Origin of the sequence: Streptomyces longisporus (genome assembly GCF_039532765.1) — a bacterium.
GTDB lineage: Bacteria > Actinomycetota > Actinomycetes > Streptomycetales > Streptomycetaceae > Streptomyces > Streptomyces longisporus.
The window spans coordinates 556,295-578,587 of the sequence record NZ_BAAASG010000007.1; the positions used below are offsets into that span (position 1 = coordinate 556,295).

Here is a 22,293-nt window from a genome sequence, read left to right on the forward strand (position 1 = left end):
GTCAGTGCTGTGACGGAAGCAGCGGCGGATGTGCAGGGCCTGTGGCGGCAGCGGGACTTCCTGCTGTTGTGGGGCGGCCAGACGGTCAGTGAGATGGGATCGGCGGTCACCGAGGTCGCTCTGCCGCTGCTCGCGGTCGTCGCGCTCCGGGCGAGCACGTTCCAGGTCGGACTGCTGACCGCCGCCACCACACTGGCCTTCGCGGTGATCGCGCTCCCGGCGGGTGCGATGGTGGACGGCGCCGCCAAGCGCTCCATCATGGTCGTCTGCAACCTTCTCCGTCTGGTGATCATCGGTTCGGTTCCGGTGGCGGCGGCGTTCGGTGTCCTGACGATGGCGCAGCTGTACGCGGTCGCGGTGGCGGCCGGTGTGTGCTCGGTGTTCTTCGATGTCTCGTACCAGAGCCATGTGCCGTCGCTCGTCCGCCCCGAACATCTGATGAGCGCCAACGGCAAGCTCGGGACCACCCAGGCGTTCGCCGAGCTCGGGGGGCCGAGTCTGGGCGGCGGGCTGGTCGGGGTGTTCGGCGCCGCGGGGGCGATGACGGCCGACGCCGTCTCCTACGCGGTCTCGGTCCTGTCGGTCCTCGGGATCAGGACCCGGGAGGAGCCGCCGCCTCCGCGACCGGCGGACGAGACGCTGCGGCACCGGATCGCCGAGGGCCTGAGGTTCGTGTTCGGGCACGCCATTCTGCGCAGGGTCGTGGCGTGCACGGCCACCGCGAACCTGTTCGGCGGCATGAGTTCGGCGCTGGCGATGGTGTTCCTGATCCGGGTGCTGCACGTGCGACCCGCGCTCACCGGGCTGATCATGGCGGGCGCGGCCATCGGCGGGATCGTCGGAGGAGCGTTGGCCGGCCGGCTCGCCAGGAAGGTGGGCTCGGCGCGCATCATCTGGGTGTCGATGCTGGTCTTCAGCGCGCCGCAGGTGGTTGCGGCAGCGGCCTGGCAGGGCTGGGGAGTGCTGCTGTTCCCGCTGGGCTGGGGCCTCGCGTACTTCTCCGGGATGGTCTACAACATCGCCCAGATCAGCTACCGGCAGTCGGTGACACCGCCGAGCTGATGGGCCGGATGAATGCGGCCGTCCGCTGGGTGGTGTGGGGCACGCTGCCGCTCGGCGGCGTCCTCGGCGGGGCACTGGGCACCCTGATCGGGGTGCGGCCCGCACTCTGGCTGGCCTTCATCGGTTCATGGGCGGCCGGCTGGTTCGTGTTCTTCTCCCCGCTCCGACGCATGCGCGATGTCCCGCAGCCCGAGCCGACATCGGAGCCCGTCGTCACGAGTTGACGGTGATCGCCCTCACGAGCGCGGCCAGCGACTCCTCGGCGGTTGCCCCCGCGGTGTCCACGACGATGCGTTCGCGGTCCCACGGCTCGTACTCCGTGCCGGTCACCTCTGCCCAGTCCGGCAGGGGCAGACCGGGGACGTCCACCGACCGTGATGTCACGCGCCGCCGGTGCTCCGCCGGATCCGAGCAGACCACCTCCACCTCGGCCCAGCGGACACCGGCCCGCACCGCCGCGTCCCGCCATGCGTCCCGGGTGACCGCCAGCGGGTTCACCGACTCCGCGATCACGGACAGGCCCTGCCGCAGATGTTCCTCGGCCAGCGCGTACCCGACGACGTAACCGGCAGGCCCCACGGGGTGCCGGGCCAGGCCGGACCGGACCAGTGCCTGCTCGATGGTGTCCACCCGCACATGCACCGCGCCGGTCTGCGCGGCCAGGAGCCGGGCGAGGGTGGTCTTCCCGGTGGCGGGCAGGCCGCCGATCACAACGAGCATGCGCTCATCGCCCGCCCGGGCCGGAACGTCGTGACGCTGGTGGTCATTTCCCGTCGGCGAGCGACGCACGGGTCGGCTTGCCCAGGGCCCAGAACAGCACGCCCAGGAGCATGAACCCGACGAGCGGGACGGCCTCCGTCAGCAGGTACTTCCAGCGCTCTGCATGACTCCAGCCGGTCGGTGCGTACGCGGATCCGAACCAGTGGTCGCCGAGCCCGGGAGCGACCAGCTGCACGCTGGCGAACAGGATCAGCGCGCTGAGTACGACGCTGATGACGCCGGGGATGGGCGCCTTGTACGGGCGGGGGACGTCCGGGGCCTTGCGGCGCAGTACCGCGAGCGCCGGGAAGATGCCCAGGTAGCTGACGAGCGTGGTGGAGACGGCGAGACCGAGGACCGCGCCGAAGAGCTTGGCCGCGCTGCCGTGGGTCAGTTGGTGGGCCAGCACCAGGACGACGGTGGAGACCAGGCCGCTGAGGATGTTGACCCGCACCGGGGTGCCGAAGCGGCTGGAGATGACGCCGAGGAAGCGGGGCGCGGCGCCGTCGTAGCCGGAGACGGCGAGGGCGCGGTCGGAGCCCATGATCCAGGTGACGCCGGAGGACAGCACGGTCAGGATGAACATGATCGCGGCGAGGTCCCCGAGCAGGCTGCCGGCACCGCTGAGGGTGGCCGTGCCGTCGGAGGCGACGTGCCCGCCGTAGACCGTGAAGACCTGCCGGATCGCGTCGAGGAACCCGCCGAGGCCGGTGACGGCCTTGACCGGCAGGACCAGCAGGATGCCGAGGATCGGAAGTGCGTACAGCGCAACGGAGAGGGCGGCGCTGCGGAAGATGGCGAACGGCACGTCCTTCTGGGCGTCGGTCATCTCGTCGCCTGCGGTGTTGGGCAGTTCGAAGCCGACGTAGTTGAACATCAGGACCGGCACCAGAGCGACGAAGCCCGCGTACGTCGGCGAGAAGTCACCGGCCCCGAAGCCGTGCAGGCCGTGCTTGATCCCGTAGATCACGACGGTGACGGTGAACAGGCCGAGGAGGACGAAACGGCTCCAGGCGCCGAGGGTGGGGATCCACTTGCCGACGTCGAAGGAGAGGATCGCGGCGAGGACGCCCACCCAGACGAATGCGAGGGTGAAGACGTAGAAGGCCGGGGTGCTCAGGTCCTTGCCGTCGTTGAAGAAGGTGGTGAAGGCCGTGACGGCGGAGACGGAGAGCGTGCCGCCCAGCCACACCGGGTTGGTGATCCAGTAGAGGAAGTTGTTGACGGCGCCCGCGAGGCGGCCGAAGGCCCGGCTGGTCCAGATGTAGGGACCGCCCTCGTCGGGGAACGCGGCCCCGAGCTCCGCGGTCAGCAGCGCGGAGGGCACGAAGAACACGAGAGCCAGCACGATCAGCCAGGTGAACGCCTCGGCACCCTTCGAGGCCACCGTGCCGATGGTGTCCACGCCGACGATGGTGCACAGGAGGAAGAAGAGGATGTCGAAGCGGCCGAAGTGCTTGCGCAGCTTCTGCCGCTCCGTCTGGGCCGTTGCCGGCTCGGACGCGATCTGGCCAACGGTCACGGGAACTCCTGCGTGCGCGCGGGGTACGGGTGCGATTCGGCCAATGATCGGCGCCGACGCACAACCGCACAAGCGTTCCTGTACAAGTCTTGACCATCGCCTGGGGCGCCTCACGGCACCCGAAACCCAGCCGAAACATCTGGCGCAGCAGGCGCGGGGCGGGTGGCTACGGCGGCGCCGTCGGAGCGGGCCTCCAGTGCCCGCAGTACGGCCACCATGTCCTCGCCTCCATGGCCCTGCGCGACCGTTTCGCCGAACAGGGCGTGGCAGACGTCGAGCAGTGGGGAGGCCAGATCCGCCTTGCGGGCGGCCTCCGCGATCAGCCGGTTGTTCTTGAGGACGTCCGCGGCCGCCGCCTGGACGGAGAAGTCACGGTCCAGCAGTTTGGGCGCCTTCATCCGGGAGACGGCGCTGGCCATCGGGCCTGCGTCCAGGACGTCCCGCAGCAGTCGCGGGTCGAGTCCTTGCCGGTCGGCGAAGTGGAACGCCTCGGCCAGTCCGGTGACCAGGGTGATCAGGAACAGGTTGACCGAGAACTTCATCAGCAGCGCGCCCGGCACGGGGCCGCAGCCGAACGTCTCCCGGCACATGGGTGCCAGCAGGGGCCGTACGGCCGCCACGGCGTCGTCGTCCCCCGCCAGCATCGCCACCAACTGCCCCTGCTCGGCCGGGACTCGGGACCCGGAGACCGGGGCCTCCACATAACGCCCGCCCGCGCCGTGGACCGCCTGCCGCAGGTCGGCCGAGTACTCCGCCGAGGTCGTGCCCATGTGGACGACGGTGTGCCCGGCGACCCGCGCGGCGAAATCCGGGGTGCCGCGCCCCAGGACCGCGTCGACGGCGCTCTCGTCGGCCAGCATCAGGATCACGGTCTCCGCCCGCTCGAAGACCTCGGCGGGGCCGGCCGCGATCGCGGCTCCGGCCGCACGCAGGGGCTCGCACCGGGTCGGGGTGCGGTTGAAGACGACCAGAGGTGTTCCGGCGCGGGCGAGGTTGAGCGCCATGGGCTGCCCCATGACCCCGAGGCCGACGAAACCCACGTACACGATGTACCACCGTCCTGGCCGATACCCATCCGGCTGGCGCGGAGACCGACTGCCTCTGCCCCGGACTATGACAGCGGTCATAGTAGCCCGCGCTATGACGACGGTCATAGAGTGCAGGGAGTCGTCGATGCTTCGAGCGGCGGGAGGAGACCGGGGATGACGGCGGCACAGACGCCGCGGCGTGGACCGCGGGAGCGGATGGTCTTCGGTGCGGCCCAGCTCATCCGGCGCGACGGGGTCGCCTCCACGGGGATGCGGGAGGTCGCCGCATATGCGCAGGCGCCGCGTGGTTCCCTCCAGCACTACTTCCCCGGAGGCAAGGAGCAGTTGGTCAACGAGGCGGTGGGCTGGGCCGGGAGATACGCCGGCAACCGCATCGACCGCTTCCTCGCCGCGCTGCCCACGCCGACGCCCAGCGGACTGTTCGGCGAGATGGTGCGCCAGTGGACCGAGGAGTACGAGACCGCCGGATTCGCGGGCGGCTGCCCGGTGGCGGCCGCCACGGTGGACTGCGCCGAGTCCACCGCGTCGACCCGGGAGGCCGCGGCCGCCGCGTTCGGCACCTGGACCGCCTCGGTCGCCCGGGCCCTGACGGACATGGGCGTACCCGAAGACCGGGCCGGGGCGCTCGCCACGCTCATGATCGGAGCCCTGGAGGGGGCGATCCTCATCGCCCGCGCCGAGCAGAACGTTCGCGCCCTGACGAGCGTGGCCCGGGAACTGGGCCCCCTCCTCGACGCGGCGGTGGTCAAGGACGGCGCCTGACCCCTGCCCGGCTCACTCCTCCCAGTCGAGCTGATGCTCAGGGGTCCCCACCGACCGCCCGTACGCGATCGCTTCGGCGCGTCCCGCCGCATCGCCGCGCCGGTACCTGAACACCTTTCCGGCGAAGACGACCACGCGCTCGTCCCCCACGGTGAAGTCCGCGTACCAGCCGTTCTCCGGCTCCAGCGCTTCGGCGAGCGCCTGCGCCAGTCCGCTCACGTCGTCGCTGTCGGTCTCCCACTCGACGAGCGTCCACAGCCCGGGCTGCGCGGGGCCCGCGCTTGCCGAGACGTCGAGCCGGGTGACGTTGCGCAGACGTAGTCCAGGGGGCTGGAAGACCGCTCCGGGCCGCAGACTCTCGCCGATGACGTATCCCGTGATGTGTGATCGACTCATGGCTCGACGTTATCGGCCGCCACTGACATCCGACGTGGCGAGACCGGAACGGCCGCTCAGGTGGCGACCCCGGACATGGGTCGGGGAACGGTTCCCTCCCCCGAAGGTACCGTTCCCCGACCGCTCCCCCGGCGCCGGACTGTGGGCCGGCTGACCGCGTGGGTGCGGATCCGTGCTGTCACCAGCACATGACCGCTGTTTCCCCCGGACCCCACGCGGAGTACAGACGTACTCGGACGAAGTAGCGACGGCCCTTGACGAGCCGGGCCTTGATGGTGGCGTTGTGCGGTGCTCCGCCGTCGTCCCGGCCGGCGAGATAGCGGGGCTCCCCGTCCCGCTCCTCGAAGACCACGAGGACGCAGTCGCTCGCGCCGAAGGTGCCGATGGTGTACTCGCGGGTCTCCGGCGGATCGACGGTGAAGTCGGCCTGTTCGCCGGGGCCGAGGCCCAGCGGCGCCGAGCGGAAGGGCACCAGCGCGGGCGGCCGCGGCACATCAGCCGGCGGGTACCAGCGCAGCACGAACTCCTTGTCGGCCGGCGAGAGCGTGCCAGGCGGGTGCAGGCCGCCGCGGAACTGCTCCGGCTCCAGGATCAGCCCGTCCGGGAACGGATACTCCATGATCGACTGCGGGTCCCATACGGGGCCGTTGACCTCGTCCGGGTCGAGCTTGCGCAGGATGTTGAAGTACGTCCTGTCCCGGCTCCAGAAGTTCGGCGGGCCCGCCAGATCGGCGTAGACGGCCTCGTCGTCCCAGTGGATGCCGGCGAACGGGCTCTGGTGCTCGTGCAGCATGCCGAGCGCGTGCCCGATCTCGTGCAGGGCCGTCCCGCGCTCCCCGGGCGCGGTCAGGTCCCAGCCGAAGTTCATGGTCCGTTCGTTCTGCCCGGCCTGCAGACAGTCCTTGCCCACCATCGACCAGGAGCCGTCACCGAGCTGGAACCCGATGCGCAGCTCGGCCTCCGAGCGGTCGCCGACCTCGACGAAGGACACGCCGATGCCGAGGCCCTGCCACTCCTGGAAGCACTCGCGCACCACGTCCCGCTGCTCCTTGGCGCCGACCCACGACACCCGCCGGGACTGCCCGGTTCCCGGTACCGGAATGACCGACCCGTCGGTGTCGCCGTCGAAGAACCAGTAGTGCAGCACGGTGCCGTTGACCCACATCGACCGTCCGCCGATGAGCGCACTGAGCCGCTCGGCGGTCAGCCCCGGTGTGAAAGCGGGGGCCGACTGCTGCACGAGGGAGCAGTAGCGTCCGGTCATGCGCACAGGTTGCCGTGGGCGGTGTCATGGGCGCCTGAGTCGAGGGCTACTCAAGTCACCCTGTATCAGGGTTGAGTACTCGCGCTCATACTCCCGTGACGACTTTCGAACGCGAGGCGAAGGCCCTTGAACTGCCCTGGCAGTTCACCGAACGTGAGGACGAGCTCGAGCTGATCCGCCGCTCCCTGACCGCAGGCCGGCACGGCATCGTGGTGACCGGCCCGGCCGGCAGCGGCAAGACCCGGCTGGTCACCGAGGCCGTACGGGGCAGCGACCGCACCCGAGCGGCCGGGACACCCGAGACCCGGCACCTCCCCTTCGCCGCGTTCGCCCATCTGCTGCCCGAGTCGGTCTCCCTGCACCGGGCGGTCCAACTCCTTTCCGGGGTACGGCTGCTGGTGGTCGACGACGCGCACCTGCTCGACGACGCCTCGGCCGCCCTCGTGCACCAGCTGGCCGTGCACGGCCGCACCCGCCTGATCGTCGTCGCCGCCGACGACGGCTCGTGCCCCGGGGCGATCTCCCGGCTGTGGACCGGCGAACTGCTGCCGCGCCTCGCCCTGGAGCCGCTGCCCCGCGAGGACACCGAACAGCTCCTCGCGGCGGGCATCGGCGGCAGCCTGGAGCCGCTCACCCTCAACCGCCTCCACCACCTGTGCCAGGGAGATCTGAGGCTGCTGCGCGAACTGGTGGACGCGGTGCGCGAGCACGGCCTGCTCACCCGCCTCCTGCCGGACACGGAAGAATGGGCGTGGCGGGGCCCGGTGCCGGTGACGGCGACCGTCCGCAGGCGCACCGCCGAGCTCCTCGAACGCCCCGGCCCCGACGAGCGGGACACCCTGGAACGCCTCGCCTTCGCAGAGCCCCTGCCCCTGCACATGGACGAACTCGACCTGCGGATCCTGGAGAAGCTGGAGGCCGACGGCCTGATCTGCATTGATGATCAGGGCGACCAGGGCGACCAGAGCACCGTCCGCCTCGCCCACCCCCTGCACGGCCCGGTGCTGCGCGCCGCGGCCGGCAGGCTCCGGGCGAGGCGGCTGGCCCGCACACCGGCCCAGTGCGCCGCGGCCCTCGCCACCGAGTCGGCCGCGCTGACCCGCCGGATCGAGCAGGCGGACGTACGGCCGCTGCCGACGCCCGTGGGGGAGTGGCTCGCGCAGGAGGGCGCACCGGTGCCCGCCGGGTACGCGGCCGTACGGGCAAGGTTCTCGCGGCTTCGGGGGGAGCTGCGGGAGGCGGCGGCCTGGGCGCGGGAGGGGCTGCGGGACGCGTCGGGGGACGCGTCCTGCCGCACCGAACTCGCTCTGGCCGCCGCCCAGTCGGGGGACGCGACGACCGCCCGGGACGCCGTGGCCGGCTGCCCTGACCTGGACGAGCCGTCCGCCTGGATGATCGCGGCCCGCGGGGACGTGGACGGGGCGCTCGCGGCGATCGGCGACGCCACCGACGGCATGGTGCAGAGGTACGGCGACGGCAGCGACCGTATCGCTGCCGGCTCCGACAGCGTGTACGCCCTCTACGACGCCGTACGCCTCGGAGCCGCCGAGAAGGTCGCCGAACGCCTCCCGGCCGACGGCGTGTTCGCCAAGCATGCCGAGGCGCTGGCGCGTGGGGACGGGCCGGCGCTGGACCGGGCCGCGGAGGCGCTGGAGGAGCGCGGGTTCCTGCTGTTCGCGGCCGAGGCGCACGCGCAGGCGGTACGCGCGCACCGCGACCCGCGCGCCGCGCGCACCTCACGCACCCGTGCCGTCGCTCTGGCCCGCCGCTGCCAGGGCGCCCGTACACCCGCCCTGTCCGGTCTGGTCCTGGGCGAACTGACCGCCCGCCAGCGGCAGGTCGTCACCCTGGCGGCCGCGGGCCTGAGCAACCGGCAGATCGCGGAACAGCTGACACTGTCCATCCGCACCGTGGGCAACCACCTCTACAGCGCCTACGCCCGGCTCGGCGCGAGCGACCGGGGTGCCCTGCCGTGGCTCGTGGAGCTGCCGGACGCGCAGCCGGCCTGAGCCGCGCCCAAGAACCGGCGGTCTGACCCCCAGTATTCGGGGGAGGGGTCAGGCCGCCGCCCGGCGTCTCCCGTCAGGCGTAGGTCCAGCGCCACCGGCTCGCGCTGTACGCGCACCTGATCGGCGTGCCGTCCGCGGTGGTCGTCGTGGCCCCGTGGTCGCCGTTGCGGCAGAACTGCCCCGCCGAGTAGCAGTTGCCCGAGTTGGACTTGATCGAGCAGGTGCCGACGCTGTCCTGGCTGCTGTTGCTGCCGCTGTCGGCTGCTTGGGCCGCGGCGGTTCTGGTGACGGTGACCGTGGGGCCGGGCTTGGCCTTGGCCTTGACGGTCTCGGTGACCGTCGGGCCAGGCTCGGGGGTGGCCGTCACCGTCGCAATGACGGTCGTCGCGGGCTTGACCTTCGCCTCGACGGGCTGCTTGTCGCTGTTCGCGGGGGAGGCGATGAGCGCGCCCGCGAGGAGGAGGCCCGCGCCGCCGAGCCACACTCGCTTGCGCTTGTGCAGCGGACGGATGTCCGGCGGGCGGGGCGGCGGAGGTATCGGTGCCGTGTACGGGTTGGTCATCTCGTCCCCCTGGGTGTTTCGGGTGGAGTGACCGTAGTGCCCTACAAGGAGGCATGTGAAGAATGTGTGACGAGAGTGATCATTCTGTGACTGTCGTCTTGGGGGGCGTGTACAGGACTCGGACCCCCGGCCTTGCGAGTTCAGGCCGCCCCGAACGCCGTGAACGCCCACCCCGTCGCCTGGTGCAGCGCATCCCCCGGCAGCGAGGCGCGCGCGTCGCGCAGGGCCTCGGCCAGGGACAGGCCCGCGCTCAGGCCCTTGTGCAGGGCGAGCATCAGTGGCACCACGGCGTGGTCGTTGACGGGTGCGCTGCTCGCCAGCACTCCCGCCGTGCCGAGCGGCAGCAGGGCGGTGACCAGGCCGAGGAGTTCGTCCGCGCCGACCGAGGCGAGGCGGGCGGTGTCACAGCTGGACAGGATGATCCGGTACGGGCTGCGGTCCAGGCGTTCGAAGTCGTGGACGATGAGCGGGCCGTCGGCCATCCGCAGCGCGGAGAACAGGGGGCTGTCGGCGCGGAAGGTGCCGTGCGCGGCGATGTGGGCCAGCGCGGCTCCGTCGAGTTCCTCCAGGACACGCGGCACACGCGCCTCCTCGTGTTCCAGGAGGGTCGGTCTGCCGTAGCGGTCGGCGAGTTCGGGCACCTCAGCGCCGCCGGTGGCGAGCCCCGGCCCGCGCACCAGGACGTGGCGGCCGCCGGGCGGCGGCTCGGTCTCGTGGGCACGCAGCCAGCTGCTCGCCGAGGGCGACACGCTCAGCACCCGCTCCCGCAGCGACGGCAGCAGCGCCCACGGCACACGGTGCAGCCGGCCGGGCGGTACGACCACCACCGGCCCGCAGCCCAACTGCGCGGCGGCCGGGCCGAGCAGCAGCTCCTCCAGCCGGCGGCCCATGGCCTCGACCACCGGAAGCCGCGCCTCCGCGCCCGGGTGCGCCAGCCTGCGCAGCCCCGCCTGCACATGCTCGGCCTCGGTCTCGGCATCGGCCAGCAGCCCCGCCTCGAACCGCCGCACCCGCCCCTGCCCGCACAGCAGCACCTGGACCCGCCCGTCGAGCACGGCGAGCTCCACCAGCCGCACCTCGCCCAGCCGTTCGAGCAGCCTGCCGGGCTCGAAGCGGTCCCCGTCGCCGGGCGCGTCCCCGCGCATGTGCAGGGTCCGGGAGCGGATCTCCCGCTCCAGACGCCGCTGTTCACGCTCCAGGGTGGGGATCGGGCGGCCGTCGCTGCGGGCCTCCTCCGCGCGGGCCGCGATCTCCCGGAACGCGGTCAGATTGCCGAGCAGGGCCGGATCGGCGGGCGGCCGGGTGGGCGGCGTGGACAGGACGGTGGCCCGCCAGCGTTCGCTCCACGTCAGCAGCCGACGCGGGCTGCCCGAGTCGAGGCCGGCCTGCTGGGCCAACGCGGCCAGCTCCGCGCCCTGTTCGGTGGCGCGGGCCCGCAGCTCGGAGGCGCCCAGCGTCATCCGGTGGTCGTCGAGCACGTCGAGGCCGCGCCGGCACGCCTCCAGGACACCCCGGCCGGACCCCGCGGCCCGTGCGCGCAGCGCCTGCGCGGCCCAGCCGGTCATCCGCGCCAGCGGCGGCCCGCTGTGCCGGCTGCGGGCGGCGACGGCCAGATGCCGCTCGGCATCCGCCGTCCAGCCCAGCGACAGCGCGATCCGGCCCGCCAGCAGTGAGGCCTCCGGGGCGGCCGGCGCTCCGAACGAGGCGAGCCGTTCGGCGACCGCCGCCGCATCCGCGACCAGGCGTCCCGAGCGGCGCCCCGCGGCCACCCGCGCCTCGATCAGCACCAGCCGGGCGTGCGCCTCCCACCAGCTGCGCCGCTGCCCTGCGAACAGCCGCACGGCCAGCGCCGCGCGCGCGATCGCGGTGTGCGGATCGCCCGCCAGACGCGCCGCGCGGGCCGCGACCAGCAGCAGCTCCGCCTTGCGGGTGGACTGCCCGCCGATGCCGTCGAGCGCCCCCGTGGCCGTGTCCGCCTCGGCGAGCGCCTCCGGGGCGAGCCCTGCGGCCATCAGCACCTCGCAGCGCCGGATGTAGAGCATGAACGACGGCGTGCCGAGCTTGGCGTAGCGCTCCTCGGCCTCGTCCAGCAGCCGCAGCGCGAGGGGGATGTCGCCCGACCGGAACGCGGCAAGGCCCCGGCTCTCCACCACGTCCGCCTTGTCGTGCTCCTGGCCTGTGGTGTCCCACTGCGCGTGCGCGGCGGTGAAGTCCGCCTCCGCCCGGTCCACCGCGCCGAGCGCCAAGTGCACCGTGGCCCGCAGGGTCAGCGCCCGCGCCGTCCAGATGACGTCGTCCGCCTGCCGCAGCACCGGAATCGCCCGGCGTACGTCCTCCAGCGCCTCCCGGTGCCGGCCGAGCACCCAGGAGGCGTAGGCCCGCCGGAACAGGACCCGCGCGCGGGTGTGCCCGGTGCTGACCGCGACACCCCGCTCCAGCGCCTCAAGGCCCTGCCGGGTGCGGCCGGAGTGCACCAGCGCCACGCCGAGGGTGGCCAGGATGTCGGCCTCCCGGTCGGGTGCCTGGGCGCGCGCGGCCAGGTCGCGAGCCCGGCGCAGATGGTGCAGCGCGATCCGCATGTCGCCCCAGTCCCGCTGCCAGATGCCGATCACCTGGTGTGCGACGGAAGCGCGCCAGGGCGTGGGATCGGAGTCCAGCACGCCCTGCGCCCGCGCCCGGGCCTCGCCCGGGTCGGCGAACACCATCGGCAGCAGTTCGAGAACCGAGTCGCTTCCCGCTGTCACTCAAAGGATGGTAGTGGCCGTGGTTGCGCCCCACACCGGTTTGGCGCTGTATCAAGCGACGGCTCCGCGACTCTGTCTGACGACAGTCGCCTCAAGGGGGAGGACACGCCATGGCACCTCAGCGATTCCACGAACAGTTCGACCAGATCCAGCGTTCGATGCCGGATGTCTCCCTGGCGATGGGGCCCGACGACGCGGCGGAGTTCATCTACGAGAAGGGCGTGGTCCTGGCCCGCGACGGAGAGGAGGCGCGGCTCGTCGAGGACACCGTGCGCGGCCACTTCACCGAGGCGACCGGACTGACCGCCGACCATGTGCGGCGGGCCGGCCCGGAGACCAACCGCTCGGGCATCACCCGTATCCAGGTCGGCGACCCCGGCCACGGCGACCGGCGCGGCGACCGGGCGGTCGCGCACGCCCTGCGGGCCATGCGCGAGCACGAGGCACGCGCCGAGCGCCGCCTCGTCAGCCGCAACCATGTGGTGTCGATCGCGGTCAACTCCTGTCCCGGCGACGAGCCCGTGCCCGCCCCGCTCACCCAGGGCACCAACCCGGCCGCGGCCGAGGCCGGTTACGACGCGGACACCGCCGTCGGCGTCCTCGTCATCGACAACGGGCTCACCCACGACTACGGCATGGTGCCGCTGCTCGCCCACGTCCAGGGCGACGTGCACGGCACCGAGACGGACACCCAGGGCAACCTGCTCCAGTACGTCGGCCACGGCACGTTCATCGCGGGCCTCCTCGCGGCCGTCGCACCCAACACGGACATCACCGTGCGCAACACCCTCAACGACGCCGGCGCCATCCTGGAGGACCAGTTCGGGCAGCGGCTCTTCGACGCCGTCGACGAGCACGGCTGGCCGGATGTCATCAGCCTCTCCGCGGGCACCGCCAACGGCCGCGACGACGGCCTGCTCGGCGTGCAGAGCTTCATGGACGAGCTGCGCAGGCAGCGCACCCTGCTGGTCGCGGCCGCCGGCAACAACTCCAGCGCCTCGAAGTTCTGGCCCGCCGCCTACGCCGATCTGCCCGGCTACGAGGACGCCGTGCTCTCGGTCGGAGCGCTGCGCAGCGACGGCGAGTTCGGCGCCTGCTTCTCCAACTACGGCTCCTGGGTGCAGGCCTACGCCCCCGGAGAGCGGCTGACCAGCACACTGACCGGCTTCGACGCACCCGCGCCGTACCTCTACCAGCACTCCACCTACGACGAATGCCGGTACCACTTCACCTACGCGTGCACCTGCCAGTACCCGCGGCACTCCGGTGTGCTGAGCACGGCGGGGACCCCCACCGCCGGCAAGGCGGACCAGGTGATGTTCGAGGGCTACGCCCACTGGAGCGGCACCTCGTTCGCCACCCCGGTCGCCGCGGGCATGGTCGTCGCCTACATGACCGCCAACAAGCTGGGTGATGCGCGTGCCGCCCGCAAGAAGCTCCTCGCGGAGACCGGGGCGTACGCGGAGGTGCGCGGGGCGCATGTGCCGGCGCTGCGTCCGCCGACGTGGCGCCCCACGCCCGTCACGCAGCTGGCACCTCCGGCATGAGGTCCGGAACGGTCCCCTCCACGGCGTACGATGACTTGCCGTACACGAGGGGTGGGGCTGTGGACCGAGCAGATGTCGGCGCGTTGGTCCAGTCCGCCGTCGACGGCGACGCGGCGGCCTGGAAGGCGCTCGTGGAGGGGCTGAGCCCACTGGTGTGGTCGGTCGTGCGCGCGCACCGGCTCTCCGACGCCGACGCGCACGAGGTGTACCAGACGGTGTGGTTCCGCTTCGCCCAGCACCTGGGGCGCATCCGCGAACCCGACAAGGCCGGGTCGTGGCTGGCCAGTACCGCGCGCCACGAGTCCCTGAAGGTCCTCAAGAGCTTAAGGCGGCTGACCCCTACGGACGATCCGCAACTGCTGGACCGGGTCAGTGAGGACCGTACGCCCGAGCAGTCGTTCCTCGACCTGGAGGAGGCGGCCGCCGAGACCGAGCGCATCCGGCACCTGTGGCAGGAGTTCGAGGAACTCGGCGATCGCTGCAGGCAGCTGTTGCGCGTCCTGATGGCCTCGCCGCCGCCCAGCTACCAGGAGGTGTCCGCGGCGCTGGGCATCGCCGTGGGCAGCATCGGACCGCTCCGCCAGCGCTGTCTGCGGCGCCTGCGGGCACGACTGGAAGCACGGGGAGCGGTGTGACCGACATGAACCACGCCAACAACGAACCCGACCACGACGACGACATCAACGAACTGGGCGACATCGAAGACTTCGACGGCATCGACGAGGTGGCGTACGACCTGGTGGAGGAGGAACTCCGCAGGGCCGCGGCCATCCTGGACCCGGTGCCGGCCCAACTGCGGCAGATCGCCGTCGAGGCCTTCGCGCTGCACGACCTCGACGCCCGCATCGCCGAGCTGACCTTCGACTCGGTGGTGGACGCCATCCCCGTCAGGGGAGCGACGGACGTGCCGCGCATGCTCACCTTCCACGCGGGCGGGGTGACCGTCGACGTCGAACTGACCGCACAGGGGCTGATGGGACAGGTGCTGCCGCCGCAGACGGCCGGCATCGAGGTGCTCAGCGGCCCGCAGGCCGGCTTGCCGCTCACCACCGACGACATGGGGCGCTTCACCTACGGCGAGCCCCCCGTCGGCCCCTTCGCGCTACGGCTGCGGACCGGCGAGGGAGTGCTCGTCACGGACTGGGTGACGGCCTGACGCGGGACCCTGCCCTCACCAGGTGACGGGCAGGGTCTGCGGCCCGCGGATCATCGTCTTGCGGCGCCAGACGACCTGGTCGGCGGGGACCGCGAGGCGCAGGCCCGGCAGCCGCTCCAGCACCGTGTCGACGAGCAGTTCGGTCTGCAGACGGGCGAGTACGGCGCCCGTGCAGTAGTGCGCTCCGTTGCCGAACGCCACATGCGGGTTGGGGTCGCGGTCGGGGTCGATCCGGTCCGGGTCGGGGAAGACGTCCGGGTCGCGGTTGGCGGCCAGGTAGGAGACGTACACCGGGTCGCCGGCGCCGATGCGGTGGCCGTGCAGCTCGACGTCCTCCAGGGCGATGCGGGCCAGGCCGACCGAGGTGCGGTGCGGGATGTAGCGCAGCAGCTCGTCCAGCACCCGCCCGCGTGCCTGCGGCTCCCGCATCCGCTCCCTCAACTCCGGGCGGGTGAGCAGCAGGAACAGCATCTGCCCGCAGTTGTGGGTGACGGCCTCGCCGCCGATCTGCAGCGGCCCGGCCAGGCCCACGGCCTCCTCCTCGCTGATCTCGCCGCGGCCCACAGCCGCACCGAGCAGCGCGTACACGTCCTCGTCCGTGCTGTGCGCCCGCGCCCGGATGGTGTCCCTGATCCACCCGTACATGCCGTTCTTGGCGCGGTCGGCGGCCTCGGAGCCGCCGGAGGTGGAGATGATCTGCCGGGTCCAGGCATGCACCTGTTCCCGGTCCTCGGCGGGCACCCCCATCACCTCGCTGACCACGGTGATCGGGAAGGGTTCGAGGACCCGCTCGACGAGATCGGCCGGCGGCCCGTCGCGCAGGACCCCGTCGAGGAGCTCGTCGAGGATCTGCTGCGCGCGGGGCCGCAGCCGCTTCATCGCGCCCACGGTGAAGGCGCCGGCCACCGGTTTGCGCAGCCGGTTGTGGTCCGGCTGGTCGGCCCAGGCGAGCGAGCCCGGCCGGGGCGCGAAGTTGGGGGCGAGCCGGGTCACCTGACGGCGGGTGACCTCCGTGCGGCTGAACCGCGGATCGTTGGTGATCAGCTTCACGTCCTCGTAGCGGGTGGCCAGCCACGCCCAGCCCTCGCCGTGCGGCAGCCGGATGCGGGTGAGCGGGCCCTCGCGCATGAGGTCCGCGAGCACCGGGTCGAACTCCGTCCCGGTCAGGTCGTGCGCGGGCCACTCCCGTACCGGGGGCGGGACCTGCTCCGTCAGCGTGGTGGTCTCCTCAGTCATGCCCTCCACCCTCACCGCGGCCAGGGCACCTGTCGCGCGGGAGTGCTCCAGCCGGAGGGCGGCGGCCCGTGCCTCAGCCGGTCACGGCATCGACGAGCGCGGCCAGCGCCCGCGCCAGCCGGGTCAGCCCGGGCCCGGCTGGCCCGCCCGGCTCCGTCAGGTACGTGTCCCGGCGGATCTCCACCATCAGGGCGCTCACCCGCTGGTCCTTCCCGTAGAACTCCAGCGGCACATACGTGCCGCTGAACGGGCTGTCCAGCCCCGTCTCCCCGCACCCCGCGAACGCCTCCCGCACCGCCGCCAGCAGCTCGCGCGGGGTGTGGAAGGAGTCGGTGCCCAGACAGACGGGCGGCCGCGGACCCTCGCCGTGCAGCTCGTAGGGCAGCGGCGCGCTCGGGTAGGAGTGGACGTCGACGATCACGGCCCGCCCGGTTGCGGCCAGCCGGTCGGCCACCGCCTCCGTCATCGCCCGCGCATACGGCCGAAAATACCGCTCGATCAGCGGCGCGGGGTCGGTGTCCTCGCCCCGCAGCGCCTCCCGGTGCGTGGTCCGTGTGTACACGGCGCCCATCCCGACGGCGAGCATCTCCTCCCGCTCGTCGGGAAACCGCTCCGGATCGATCACCAGCCGCGACAGCCGGTTCACGAACCGCCAGGGAGCAACTTCAGCCAGCTCGGCCGCCACCGCGGCGATCTCCGCGGTGTGCGCGTCGGTGATGTGGTCCAACTCCCGCTCCAGCGCAGGCCCGTCCAGCACGATGCCCGCCCGCACCTCGGCCGGAATCTCCCGCGCCGAGTGCGGCACATGCAGGATGACGGGGGAGCCGGGCGCGCCGGGCAGCAACGCGTAGGACGGTGACGGTACGCAGGAGTTCATCGGCGCCCGCCGAATTCCCCGGGGGCCTCCGCCAACTCCCCACGCAGGACCAGGGATTCGGATCGATCACGGTGATAGCAGAAGAACTCCATGGTCACAGCCTGCCAGTACCCGCCGGGAGGCGCCGCCTGATATCCGTACGCCTCCGAGGGCTTACGGTGTGGCTCACCTTCGTTCGTCGAGCACCGGTGGGGGAGCAGTATGCGCATCACCAATCAGCAGGTCATCGAGCACGCCTTTCTGGAAGTGCTGTACGAGGACGACTACTTTCCCGACCAGGTGCTGGACCGCGGCAAGGCGATCCTGCTGGGCCTGTGCGAACGCATCGAGGCCGAGCGGCCCGCAGACCTCGCCTCGCTCTATGCCCTGACGCAGGCGGCCACGGAGGAGTTCAACGTCCTGGAGGCCGCGTTCGACGAGGCGGGCAGCGAGATCGAGACCGTGGCGCGGGAGGAGATCGGCGGTGACTTCTGGTTCATCGCCCAGGCCTACGGCTTCGAGGACGCGGACCCGGAGAAGCTGATCGCCACCCGTGAGTGGTGAGCCGTCGGCGGAGTGACGCAGCCCCGGTCCGGTGTCAGTGCCGTCGCCTACCGTCGGATCACGACTCCTGGACGCCGTACGGCCGGACGGGCTGACCCTGCCGCAGATCGATCCGACGGCAGCCGTCGCCCCCAACGCCGACCCCTGGGCGATGATCCGGCCCGCCGAGGATCTCGCGCTGTACGGCGAAGTGGCTCAGCGGCGCTTGCGGCTCGATGCCACCGCGGACCGCGAGGCCGGAGTGCTGAGGGTCGGCGCCGTCCATGAGGACGTCCCGTTCACCCCGGCCATCGCGCTGCCCTGACCGGTGACTGCCGGGCCCGCCTGCCGTCAGCCGCCGCCGCTCACCCCCGACGCCACGAAACGCCGGTGCAGCGGTGCGAACGTGGACTCCGGCTCGCCGATGATGCCGGCCTCCTTGACGGCGGGTGCCAGCCGGCCGGCGAAGAACCGCTCGAAGTCGGACTGGGCGTTCCACACGTCGGTGACGTGCAGGGCGTCCCCGTCGAACCAGGCCACGTGCAGGACGGCGCCCTCCGGTTGGTCCTGCTCCCAGTCGACCAGCTGCCGCACGGTGTCGTACTGCTGGGGCGTGACCCCCGGCCAGGTCATGGACAACACAACAGCCATATGACTTGCCTCCTCTGTCCGGTTCCCCCTGCCCAGTACACCGAGCCGGGACAGCGGTCACCTGCCGTGGTACGCCGTTCGGGACACGGCTCCGCCCCGGCCGGGCAGTGTGCCGACCGGGGCGGAGTCAGGAACGGGCCGTCAGGGCCTGGTGCGTCAGCTCAGGGACGCCAGCGCCTCGTTCCAGGTGGCCGAGGGGCGCATGACCGCGGCGGCCTTGGCCGGGTCCGGCTGGTAGTAGCCGCCGATGTCGGCCGGCTGCCCCTGCACGGCGAGCAGCTCGTCGACGATCTTCTGCTCGTTGGCGGCGAGCGTCTCGGCGAGCGGGGCGAAGGCCTTCGCCAGGTCCGCGTCCTCGTTCTGCGCGGCCAGCTCCTGCGCCCAGTACAGGGACAGGTAGAAGTGGCTGCCGCGGTTGTCGATGCCGCCGACGCGACGGGTCGGGGACTTGTCCTCGTTGAGGAAGGTCGCCGTGGCGCGGTCGAGGGTGTCGGCCAGCACCTTGGCGCGGGTGTTGCCGGTGGCCGTGGCGTACTGCTCCAGGGACGGAACCAGCGCGAAGAACTCGCCCAGCGAGTCCCAGCGCAGGTAGTTCTCCTTGACCAGCTGCTGGACGTGCTTGGGCGCGGAGCCGCCGGCCCCCGTCTCGAACAGGCCGCCGCCCGCCATCAGCGGGACGACCGACAGCATCTTGGCGCTGGTGCCCAGCTCCAGGATGGGGAAGAGGTCGGTGAGGTAGTCACGCAGCACGTTGCCGGTCACCGAGATGGTGTTCTCGCCGCGGCGGATGCGCTCGATGGACAGCTTGGTCGCCTCGACCGGGGAGAGGATCTTGATGTCCAGGCCCTCGGTGTCGTGCTCCGGCAGGTACTGCTTGACCTTCTCGATGATCACGGCGTCGTGGCCGCGGGTCTCGTCCAGCCAGAACACCGCCGGGTCGCCGGTGGCGCGGGCGCGGGTGACGGCCAGCTTCACCCAGTCGCGGATCGGCGCGTCCTTGGTCTGGCAGGCGCGGAAGATGTCGCCGACCGCGACCGGCTGCTCCAGGACGACATTGCCGGCCTGGTCGACCAGTCGGACCGTGCCGGCCGTCTTGATCTCGAAGGTCTTGTCGTGGGAGCCGTACTCCTCGGCCTTCTGCGCCATCAGGCCGACGTTGGGCACCGAGCCCATGGTGGCCGGGTCGTAGGCGCCGTTGGCACGGCAGTCGTCGATGACGGCCTGGTAGACGCCGGAGTAGGAGGAGTCCGGCAGCACCGCGAGGGTGTCGGCCTCCTGGCCGTCGGGGCCCCACATGTGGCCGGAGGTGCGGATCATGGCCGGCATCGAGGCGTCGACGATCACGTCGGACGGCACGTGCAGGTTGGTGATGCCCTTGTCGGAGTCGACCATGGCCAGCGCCGGGCCCTCGGCGAGCTCGGCGTCGAAGGACGCCTTGATCTCGGCGCCCTCGGGCAGGGCCTCCAGGCCCTTGTAGATGCCGCCCAGGCCGTCGTTCGGGGACAGGCCGGCCGCGGCGAGGGTCTCGCCGTACTTCGCGAACGTCTTCGGGAAGAAGGCGCGCACCACATGACCGAAGATGATCGGGTCCGAGACCTTCATCATCGTGGCCTTGAGGTGCACGGAGAACAGCACGCCCTCGGCCTTGGCGCGGGCGACCTGCGCGGCGAGGAACTCGTTGAGCGCGGCGGCGCGCATCACGGACGCGTCGACGACCTCGCCCGCGAGCACCGGTACGGACTCGCGCAGCACCGTGGTGGTGCCGTCCTCGCCGAGCAGCTCGATGCGCAGCGCACCGGCCTCGGAGATCACCGTGGACTTCTCGGTGGAGCGGAAGTCGTTCTCGCCCATGGTCGCCACGTTGGTCTTGGACTCGGGGGTCCAGGCGCCCATGCGGTGCGGGTGGGTCTTGGCGTAGTTCTTGACCGAGGCGGGGGCGCGGCGGTCGGAGTTGCCCTCACGCAGCACCGGGTTCACGGCGGAGCCCTTGACCTTGTCGTAGCGGGCCTGGATGTCCCGCTCCTCGTCGGTCTTGGGGTCGTCCGGGTAGTTCGGCAGCGCGTAGCCCTGGCCCTGCAGCTCGGCGATCGCGGCCTTCAGCTGCGGGATCGACGCCGAGATGTTCGGCAGCTTGATGATGTTGGCCTCGGGCGTCTTGGCCAGCTCGCCCAGCTCGTGGAGGGCGTCCGGGATCCGCTGGTCCTCGGTCAGGTACTCCGGGAAGAGGGCGATGATGCGCCCGGCCAGCGAGATGTCACGGGTCTCCACGGCGACACCCGCCTGCGAGGCGTACGCCTGGACCACCGGCAGGAAGGAATACGTCGCCAGGGCCGGGGCCTCGTCAGTGTGCGTATAGAAGATGGTCGAGTCAGTCACCGGGTGCTCCGCTCCACGTCTGCAACATTGCTCGACATCAAGATATCTCCTGATCGAGGTCGGCTCGACAGGGGTCCGGCCACACGTCCCACACTCCGGAACCCGATCCGCGCTGCCGCCGTGCAACCAAAGCGGCCGATCCCGGGTCCTGGAAGGAGATCGTGCATCTGATCGTCGACGGCCGGAGCTGACCTCCCGGCCGCCAGAGCGAAAGCTGACCATGAGATATCGCAGCAGAGTGACGGCCCCCGCGGCCGCCCTGATCGGCACGGCCGCGGCACTGACCGTGGGGGGTACGGCGTCCGCCGCACCGAACGGCAGGCGCACGCCGAATGACGACGGCACGCCGGGCCCGGAGAGCCTCGGCGACTCCGTCTTCCCGAGCCTCGGCAACGACGGCTACCGCGCCTCGGCCTACCACCTCGATGTTTCCTATGACCCGACGACCAAGCTCGTCGACGCCACCGCCATCCTGAGGATCACCGCCACCCAGGCGCTCAGCCGCTTCTCGCTGGACGCCCTCGGCCTGGACATACGCTCCGTGCGCGTCGGCGGCCGCACCGCCGGCTTCGAGCAGGCGGACGAGAAGCTGCGGATCACGCCCGCCCGCCCGCTGCCCGCCGGAGCCCGGACGACGGTGTGCATCGAGTACGGCGCGGACCCGAGCCGCACCCTCGCGCACACCGCCTGGGTCGTCACCCCGGACGGCTTCGCGATCTGCCCGCAGCCGAACTCGGCGCACACCGTCTTCCCGTGCAACGACCACCCGTCGGACAAGGCGGACTTCACCTTCCGCGTCACCGTCCCGGCCGGACTGCGGGGCGTCGCGAACGGTCTGCTCACCGGCACCGAGACGCTCGCCGACGGCCGCACCGCGTACTCGTACCGCTCCCGCGAGCCGATGGCCACCGAACTGGTGCAGATCACCGTCGGCGACTACGTCGTCAAGGACCGGCAGGGCCCGCACGGGCTGCCGCTGCGGGACGTCGTGCCGACCGCCCGGGCCGCCGCCCTGGAACCGGCGCTGGCGCTCACCCCCGGGCTGGTCGACTGGCTGGAGCAGCGGCTCGGGGCGTTCCCCTTCGAGACGTACGGGCTGCTGCCGTGCAACTCCGACAACCCCAACGCCTTCGACTTCACCGGCCTGGAGACCCAGACCCTCACCCTGTACAAGCCGAACTTCCTGCTCCAGGAGGAGAAGAAGATCGGCTCGCACATGATGCACGAGCTGGTCCACTCCTGGTTCGGCAACCTCGTCAGCCCCGCCAACTGGGCCGACCTGTGGCTGAACGAGGGCCACGCCGACTACTACGGACTGCTGTACCGCTACGAGCGCGGCTGGACCGACTCGCTCGGCTACAGCACGTTCGAGGACCGGATGAAGTACACCTACGGCGTCGGCGACCAGTGGCGACACGACTCGGGGCCGGTCGCGGCACCGAACGCGGTGAACCTCTTCGACAGCCAGCGCTACACCGGCGGCGTCCTGGTCCTGTACGCGCTGCGCCAGGTCGTCGGCGAGGACGTCTTCCACGCCATCGAGCGGTGCTTCCTGGACCGGTACCGCAACTCCTCGGTGACGACGGACGACTACATCGCCGTCGCCTCGGAGGTCTCCGGGCAGGACCTGTCCGGCTTCCTCAAGGACTGGCTCTACGGTACGAAGACGCCGCGGATGCCCGGTCACCCGGACTGGACGGTCAAGCCGGTGAGCTCCGCGCTCGCCGCGCCGCACAGCCGCCGCGGCGGGCACTGGCACGAGAACTCAGCGACGCTCTGACCTCGCTGACCCTGAGGGT

The 22,293-nt window shown here is 71.7% G+C and carries 21 protein-coding genes; 10 read left to right on the forward strand and 11 right to left on the reverse strand.

The genetic code is table 11. From position 1 onward, the window contains the following. Positions 1-9: 9 nt before the first annotated feature. Complete coding sequence (locus ABD355_RS14165) at positions 10-1,062, forward strand: MFS transporter (RefSeq protein WP_344400603.1); 1,053 nt, start codon at positions 10-12, stop codon at positions 1,060-1,062. An 8-nt stretch (positions 1,063-1,070) separates the two neighbouring features. Continuing rightward, positions 1,071-1,286 carry a hypothetical protein gene (locus ABD355_RS14170; RefSeq protein ID WP_344400604.1) on the forward strand — a complete coding sequence of 72 codons (216 nt, stop codon included), beginning with the start codon at positions 1,071-1,073 and terminating at the stop codon, positions 1,284-1,286. On the opposite strand, the gene ABD355_RS14175 is transcribed toward ABD355_RS14170, so the two are convergent. The 3 genes from ABD355_RS14175 to ABD355_RS14185 form a co-directional block, all read right to left on the reverse strand. Next, positions 1,276-1,782: a P-loop nucleotide/nucleoside kinase family protein gene (locus ABD355_RS14175; protein ID WP_344400605.1), complete on the reverse strand. Its 507-nt coding sequence runs from the start codon at positions 1,780-1,782 to the stop codon at positions 1,276-1,278. The two genes, ABD355_RS14170 and ABD355_RS14175, sit on opposite strands and share 11 nt — an antisense overlap. A 43-nt stretch (positions 1,783-1,825) precedes the next feature. Then, complete coding sequence (locus ABD355_RS14180) at positions 1,826-3,343, reverse strand: APC family permease (RefSeq protein WP_344400606.1); 1,518 nt, start codon at positions 3,341-3,343, stop codon at positions 1,826-1,828. A gap of 110 nt (positions 3,344-3,453) precedes the next feature. Beyond that, the gene (locus tag ABD355_RS14185) at positions 3,454-4,392 is read right to left on the reverse strand and encodes an NAD(P)-dependent oxidoreductase (protein WP_486388676.1); all 939 of its coding nucleotides are present in this window, start codon (positions 4,390-4,392) and stop codon (positions 3,454-3,456) included. A 153-nt stretch (positions 4,393-4,545) separates the two neighbouring features. On the opposite strand from ABD355_RS14185, the gene ABD355_RS14190 reads away from it, so the two are divergent. Continuing rightward, positions 4,546-5,154, forward strand: coding sequence for a TetR/AcrR family transcriptional regulator (locus ABD355_RS14190; RefSeq protein ID WP_344400608.1), 609 nt, complete (start codon positions 4,546-4,548; stop codon positions 5,152-5,154). Positions 5,155-5,166: 12 nt separating this feature from the next. Here the strand turns inward: ABD355_RS14190 and ABD355_RS14195 are convergent, their stop codons facing one another. After that, on the reverse strand, positions 5,167-5,550 hold the full coding sequence (locus tag ABD355_RS14195) for a hypothetical protein (RefSeq protein WP_344400609.1): 384 nt from the start codon (positions 5,548-5,550) through the stop codon (positions 5,167-5,169). 178 nt (positions 5,551-5,728) lie between these two features. Beyond that, positions 5,729-6,814, reverse strand: a complete 1,086-nt coding sequence (absR1, locus tag ABD355_RS14200; protein ID WP_344400610.1) for a beta-glucuronidase AbsR1 — start codon at positions 6,812-6,814, stop codon at positions 5,729-5,731. 95 nt (positions 6,815-6,909) lie between these two features. Here absR1 and ABD355_RS14205 point away from each other — a divergent pair, with 95 nt between their 5' ends. Then, on the forward strand, positions 6,910-8,823 hold the full coding sequence (locus ABD355_RS14205) for a LuxR family transcriptional regulator AbsR2 (RefSeq protein WP_344400611.1): 1,914 nt from the start codon (positions 6,910-6,912) through the stop codon (positions 8,821-8,823). A gap of 73 nt (positions 8,824-8,896) precedes the next feature. Here ABD355_RS14205 and ABD355_RS14210 read toward each other — a convergent pair whose 3' ends face one another. After that, the gene (locus tag ABD355_RS14210) at positions 8,897-9,385 is read right to left on the reverse strand and encodes a hypothetical protein (protein WP_344400612.1); all 489 of its coding nucleotides are present in this window, start codon (positions 9,383-9,385) and stop codon (positions 8,897-8,899) included. 140 nt (positions 9,386-9,525) lie between these two features. After that, positions 9,526-12,090 carry a CHAT domain-containing protein gene (locus tag ABD355_RS14215; RefSeq protein ID WP_344401212.1) on the reverse strand — a complete coding sequence of 855 codons (2,565 nt, stop codon included), beginning with the start codon at positions 12,088-12,090 and terminating at the stop codon, positions 9,526-9,528. Between the two features lie 149 nt (positions 12,091-12,239). On the opposite strand from ABD355_RS14215, the gene ABD355_RS14220 reads away from it, so the two are divergent. The 3 genes from ABD355_RS14220 to ABD355_RS14230 are packed head-to-tail and all read left to right on the forward strand — an operon-like array spanning position 12,240 to position 14,832. After that, the gene (locus tag ABD355_RS14220; protein WP_344400613.1) at positions 12,240-13,676 is read left to right on the forward strand and encodes a S8/S53 family peptidase; all 1,437 of its coding nucleotides are present in this window, start codon (positions 12,240-12,242) and stop codon (positions 13,674-13,676) included. A gap of 59 nt (positions 13,677-13,735) precedes the next feature. Next, positions 13,736-14,311 (forward strand): RNA polymerase sigma factor, encoded by a 576-nt coding sequence (locus ABD355_RS14225; protein WP_030935456.1) that lies wholly within the window; start codon positions 13,736-13,738, stop codon positions 14,309-14,311. 5 nt (positions 14,312-14,316) lie between these two features. Further along, positions 14,317-14,832, forward strand: a complete 516-nt coding sequence (locus ABD355_RS14230) for a hypothetical protein (RefSeq protein WP_344401213.1) — start codon at positions 14,317-14,319, stop codon at positions 14,830-14,832. A 15-nt stretch (positions 14,833-14,847) separates the two neighbouring features. Here ABD355_RS14230 and ABD355_RS14235 read toward each other — a convergent pair whose 3' ends face one another. Together ABD355_RS14235 and ABD355_RS14240 are read right to left on the reverse strand one after the other, a co-directional pair. Continuing rightward, complete coding sequence (locus ABD355_RS14235) at positions 14,848-16,068, reverse strand: cytochrome P450 (RefSeq protein WP_344400614.1); 1,221 nt, start codon at positions 16,066-16,068, stop codon at positions 14,848-14,850. Positions 16,069-16,141: 73 nt separating this feature from the next. Beyond that, positions 16,142-16,945 carry an N-formylglutamate amidohydrolase gene (locus tag ABD355_RS14240; RefSeq protein WP_344400615.1) on the reverse strand — a complete coding sequence of 268 codons (804 nt, stop codon included), beginning with the start codon at positions 16,943-16,945 and terminating at the stop codon, positions 16,142-16,144. Between the two features lie 201 nt (positions 16,946-17,146). On the opposite strand from ABD355_RS14240, the gene ABD355_RS14245 reads away from it, so the two are divergent. Next, positions 17,147-17,488 (forward strand): DUF5713 family protein, encoded by a 342-nt coding sequence (locus ABD355_RS14245; RefSeq protein WP_344400616.1) that lies wholly within the window; start codon positions 17,147-17,149, stop codon positions 17,486-17,488. Between the two features lie 37 nt (positions 17,489-17,525). Beyond that, entirely contained in the window at positions 17,526-17,792 is a 267-nt protein-coding gene (locus ABD355_RS14250) for a hypothetical protein (RefSeq protein ID WP_344400617.1), read from the forward strand. Between the two features lie 26 nt (positions 17,793-17,818). Here ABD355_RS14250 and ABD355_RS14255 read toward each other — a convergent pair whose 3' ends face one another. Together ABD355_RS14255 and ABD355_RS14260 are read right to left on the reverse strand one after the other, a co-directional pair. Beyond that, positions 17,819-18,118 carry a hypothetical protein gene (locus tag ABD355_RS14255; protein ID WP_344400618.1) on the reverse strand — a complete coding sequence of 100 codons (300 nt, stop codon included), beginning with the start codon at positions 18,116-18,118 and terminating at the stop codon, positions 17,819-17,821. Between the two features lie 156 nt (positions 18,119-18,274). After that, entirely contained in the window at positions 18,275-20,494 is a 2,220-nt protein-coding gene (locus ABD355_RS14260) for an NADP-dependent isocitrate dehydrogenase (RefSeq protein ID WP_344400619.1), read from the reverse strand. A gap of 220 nt (positions 20,495-20,714) precedes the next feature. Here ABD355_RS14260 and ABD355_RS14265 point away from each other — a divergent pair, with 220 nt between their 5' ends. Next, complete coding sequence (locus tag ABD355_RS14265; RefSeq protein WP_344400620.1) at positions 20,715-22,274, forward strand: M1 family metallopeptidase; 1,560 nt, start codon at positions 20,715-20,717, stop codon at positions 22,272-22,274. Positions 22,275-22,293 lie beyond the last annotated feature (19 nt).

Coding starts and splice junctions, on each gene's coding strand:
- ABD355_RS14240 (WP_344400615.1), bottom strand. CDS start 16,945: ATGAACTCCTGCGTACCGTCACCGTCCTACGCGTTGCTGCCCGGCGCG.
- absR1 (WP_344400610.1), bottom strand. CDS start 6,814: ATGACCGGACGCTACTGCTCCCTCGTGCAGCAGTCGGCCCCCGCTTTC.
- ABD355_RS14170 (WP_344400604.1), top strand. CDS start 1,071: ATGAATGCGGCCGTCCGCTGGGTGGTGTGGGGCACGCTGCCGCTCGGC.
- ABD355_RS14235 (WP_344400614.1), bottom strand. CDS start 16,068: ATGACTGAGGAGACCACCACGCTGACGGAGCAGGTCCCGCCCCCGGTA.
- ABD355_RS14195 (WP_344400609.1), bottom strand. CDS start 5,550: ATGAGTCGATCACACATCACGGGATACGTCATCGGCGAGAGTCTGCGG.
- ABD355_RS14215 (WP_344401212.1), bottom strand. CDS start 12,090: ATGGTGTTCGCCGACCCGGGCGAGGCCCGGGCGCGGGCGCAGGGCGTG.
- ABD355_RS14230 (WP_344401213.1), top strand. CDS start 14,317: ATGAACCACGCCAACAACGAACCCGACCACGACGACGACATCAACGAA.
- ABD355_RS14210 (WP_344400612.1), bottom strand. CDS start 9,385: ATGACCAACCCGTACACGGCACCGATACCTCCGCCGCCCCGCCCGCCG.
- ABD355_RS14255 (WP_344400618.1), bottom strand. CDS start 18,118: ATGGCTGTTGTGTTGTCCATGACCTGGCCGGGGGTCACGCCCCAGCAG.
- ABD355_RS14190 (WP_344400608.1), top strand. CDS start 4,546: ATGACGGCGGCACAGACGCCGCGGCGTGGACCGCGGGAGCGGATGGTC.
- ABD355_RS14220 (WP_344400613.1), top strand. CDS start 12,240: ATGGCACCTCAGCGATTCCACGAACAGTTCGACCAGATCCAGCGTTCG.
- ABD355_RS14265 (WP_344400620.1), top strand. CDS start 20,715: ATGAGATATCGCAGCAGAGTGACGGCCCCCGCGGCCGCCCTGATCGGC.
- ABD355_RS14175 (WP_344400605.1), bottom strand. CDS start 1,782: ATGCTCGTTGTGATCGGCGGCCTGCCCGCCACCGGGAAGACCACCCTC.
- ABD355_RS14245 (WP_344400616.1), top strand. CDS start 17,147: ATGCGCATCACCAATCAGCAGGTCATCGAGCACGCCTTTCTGGAAGTG.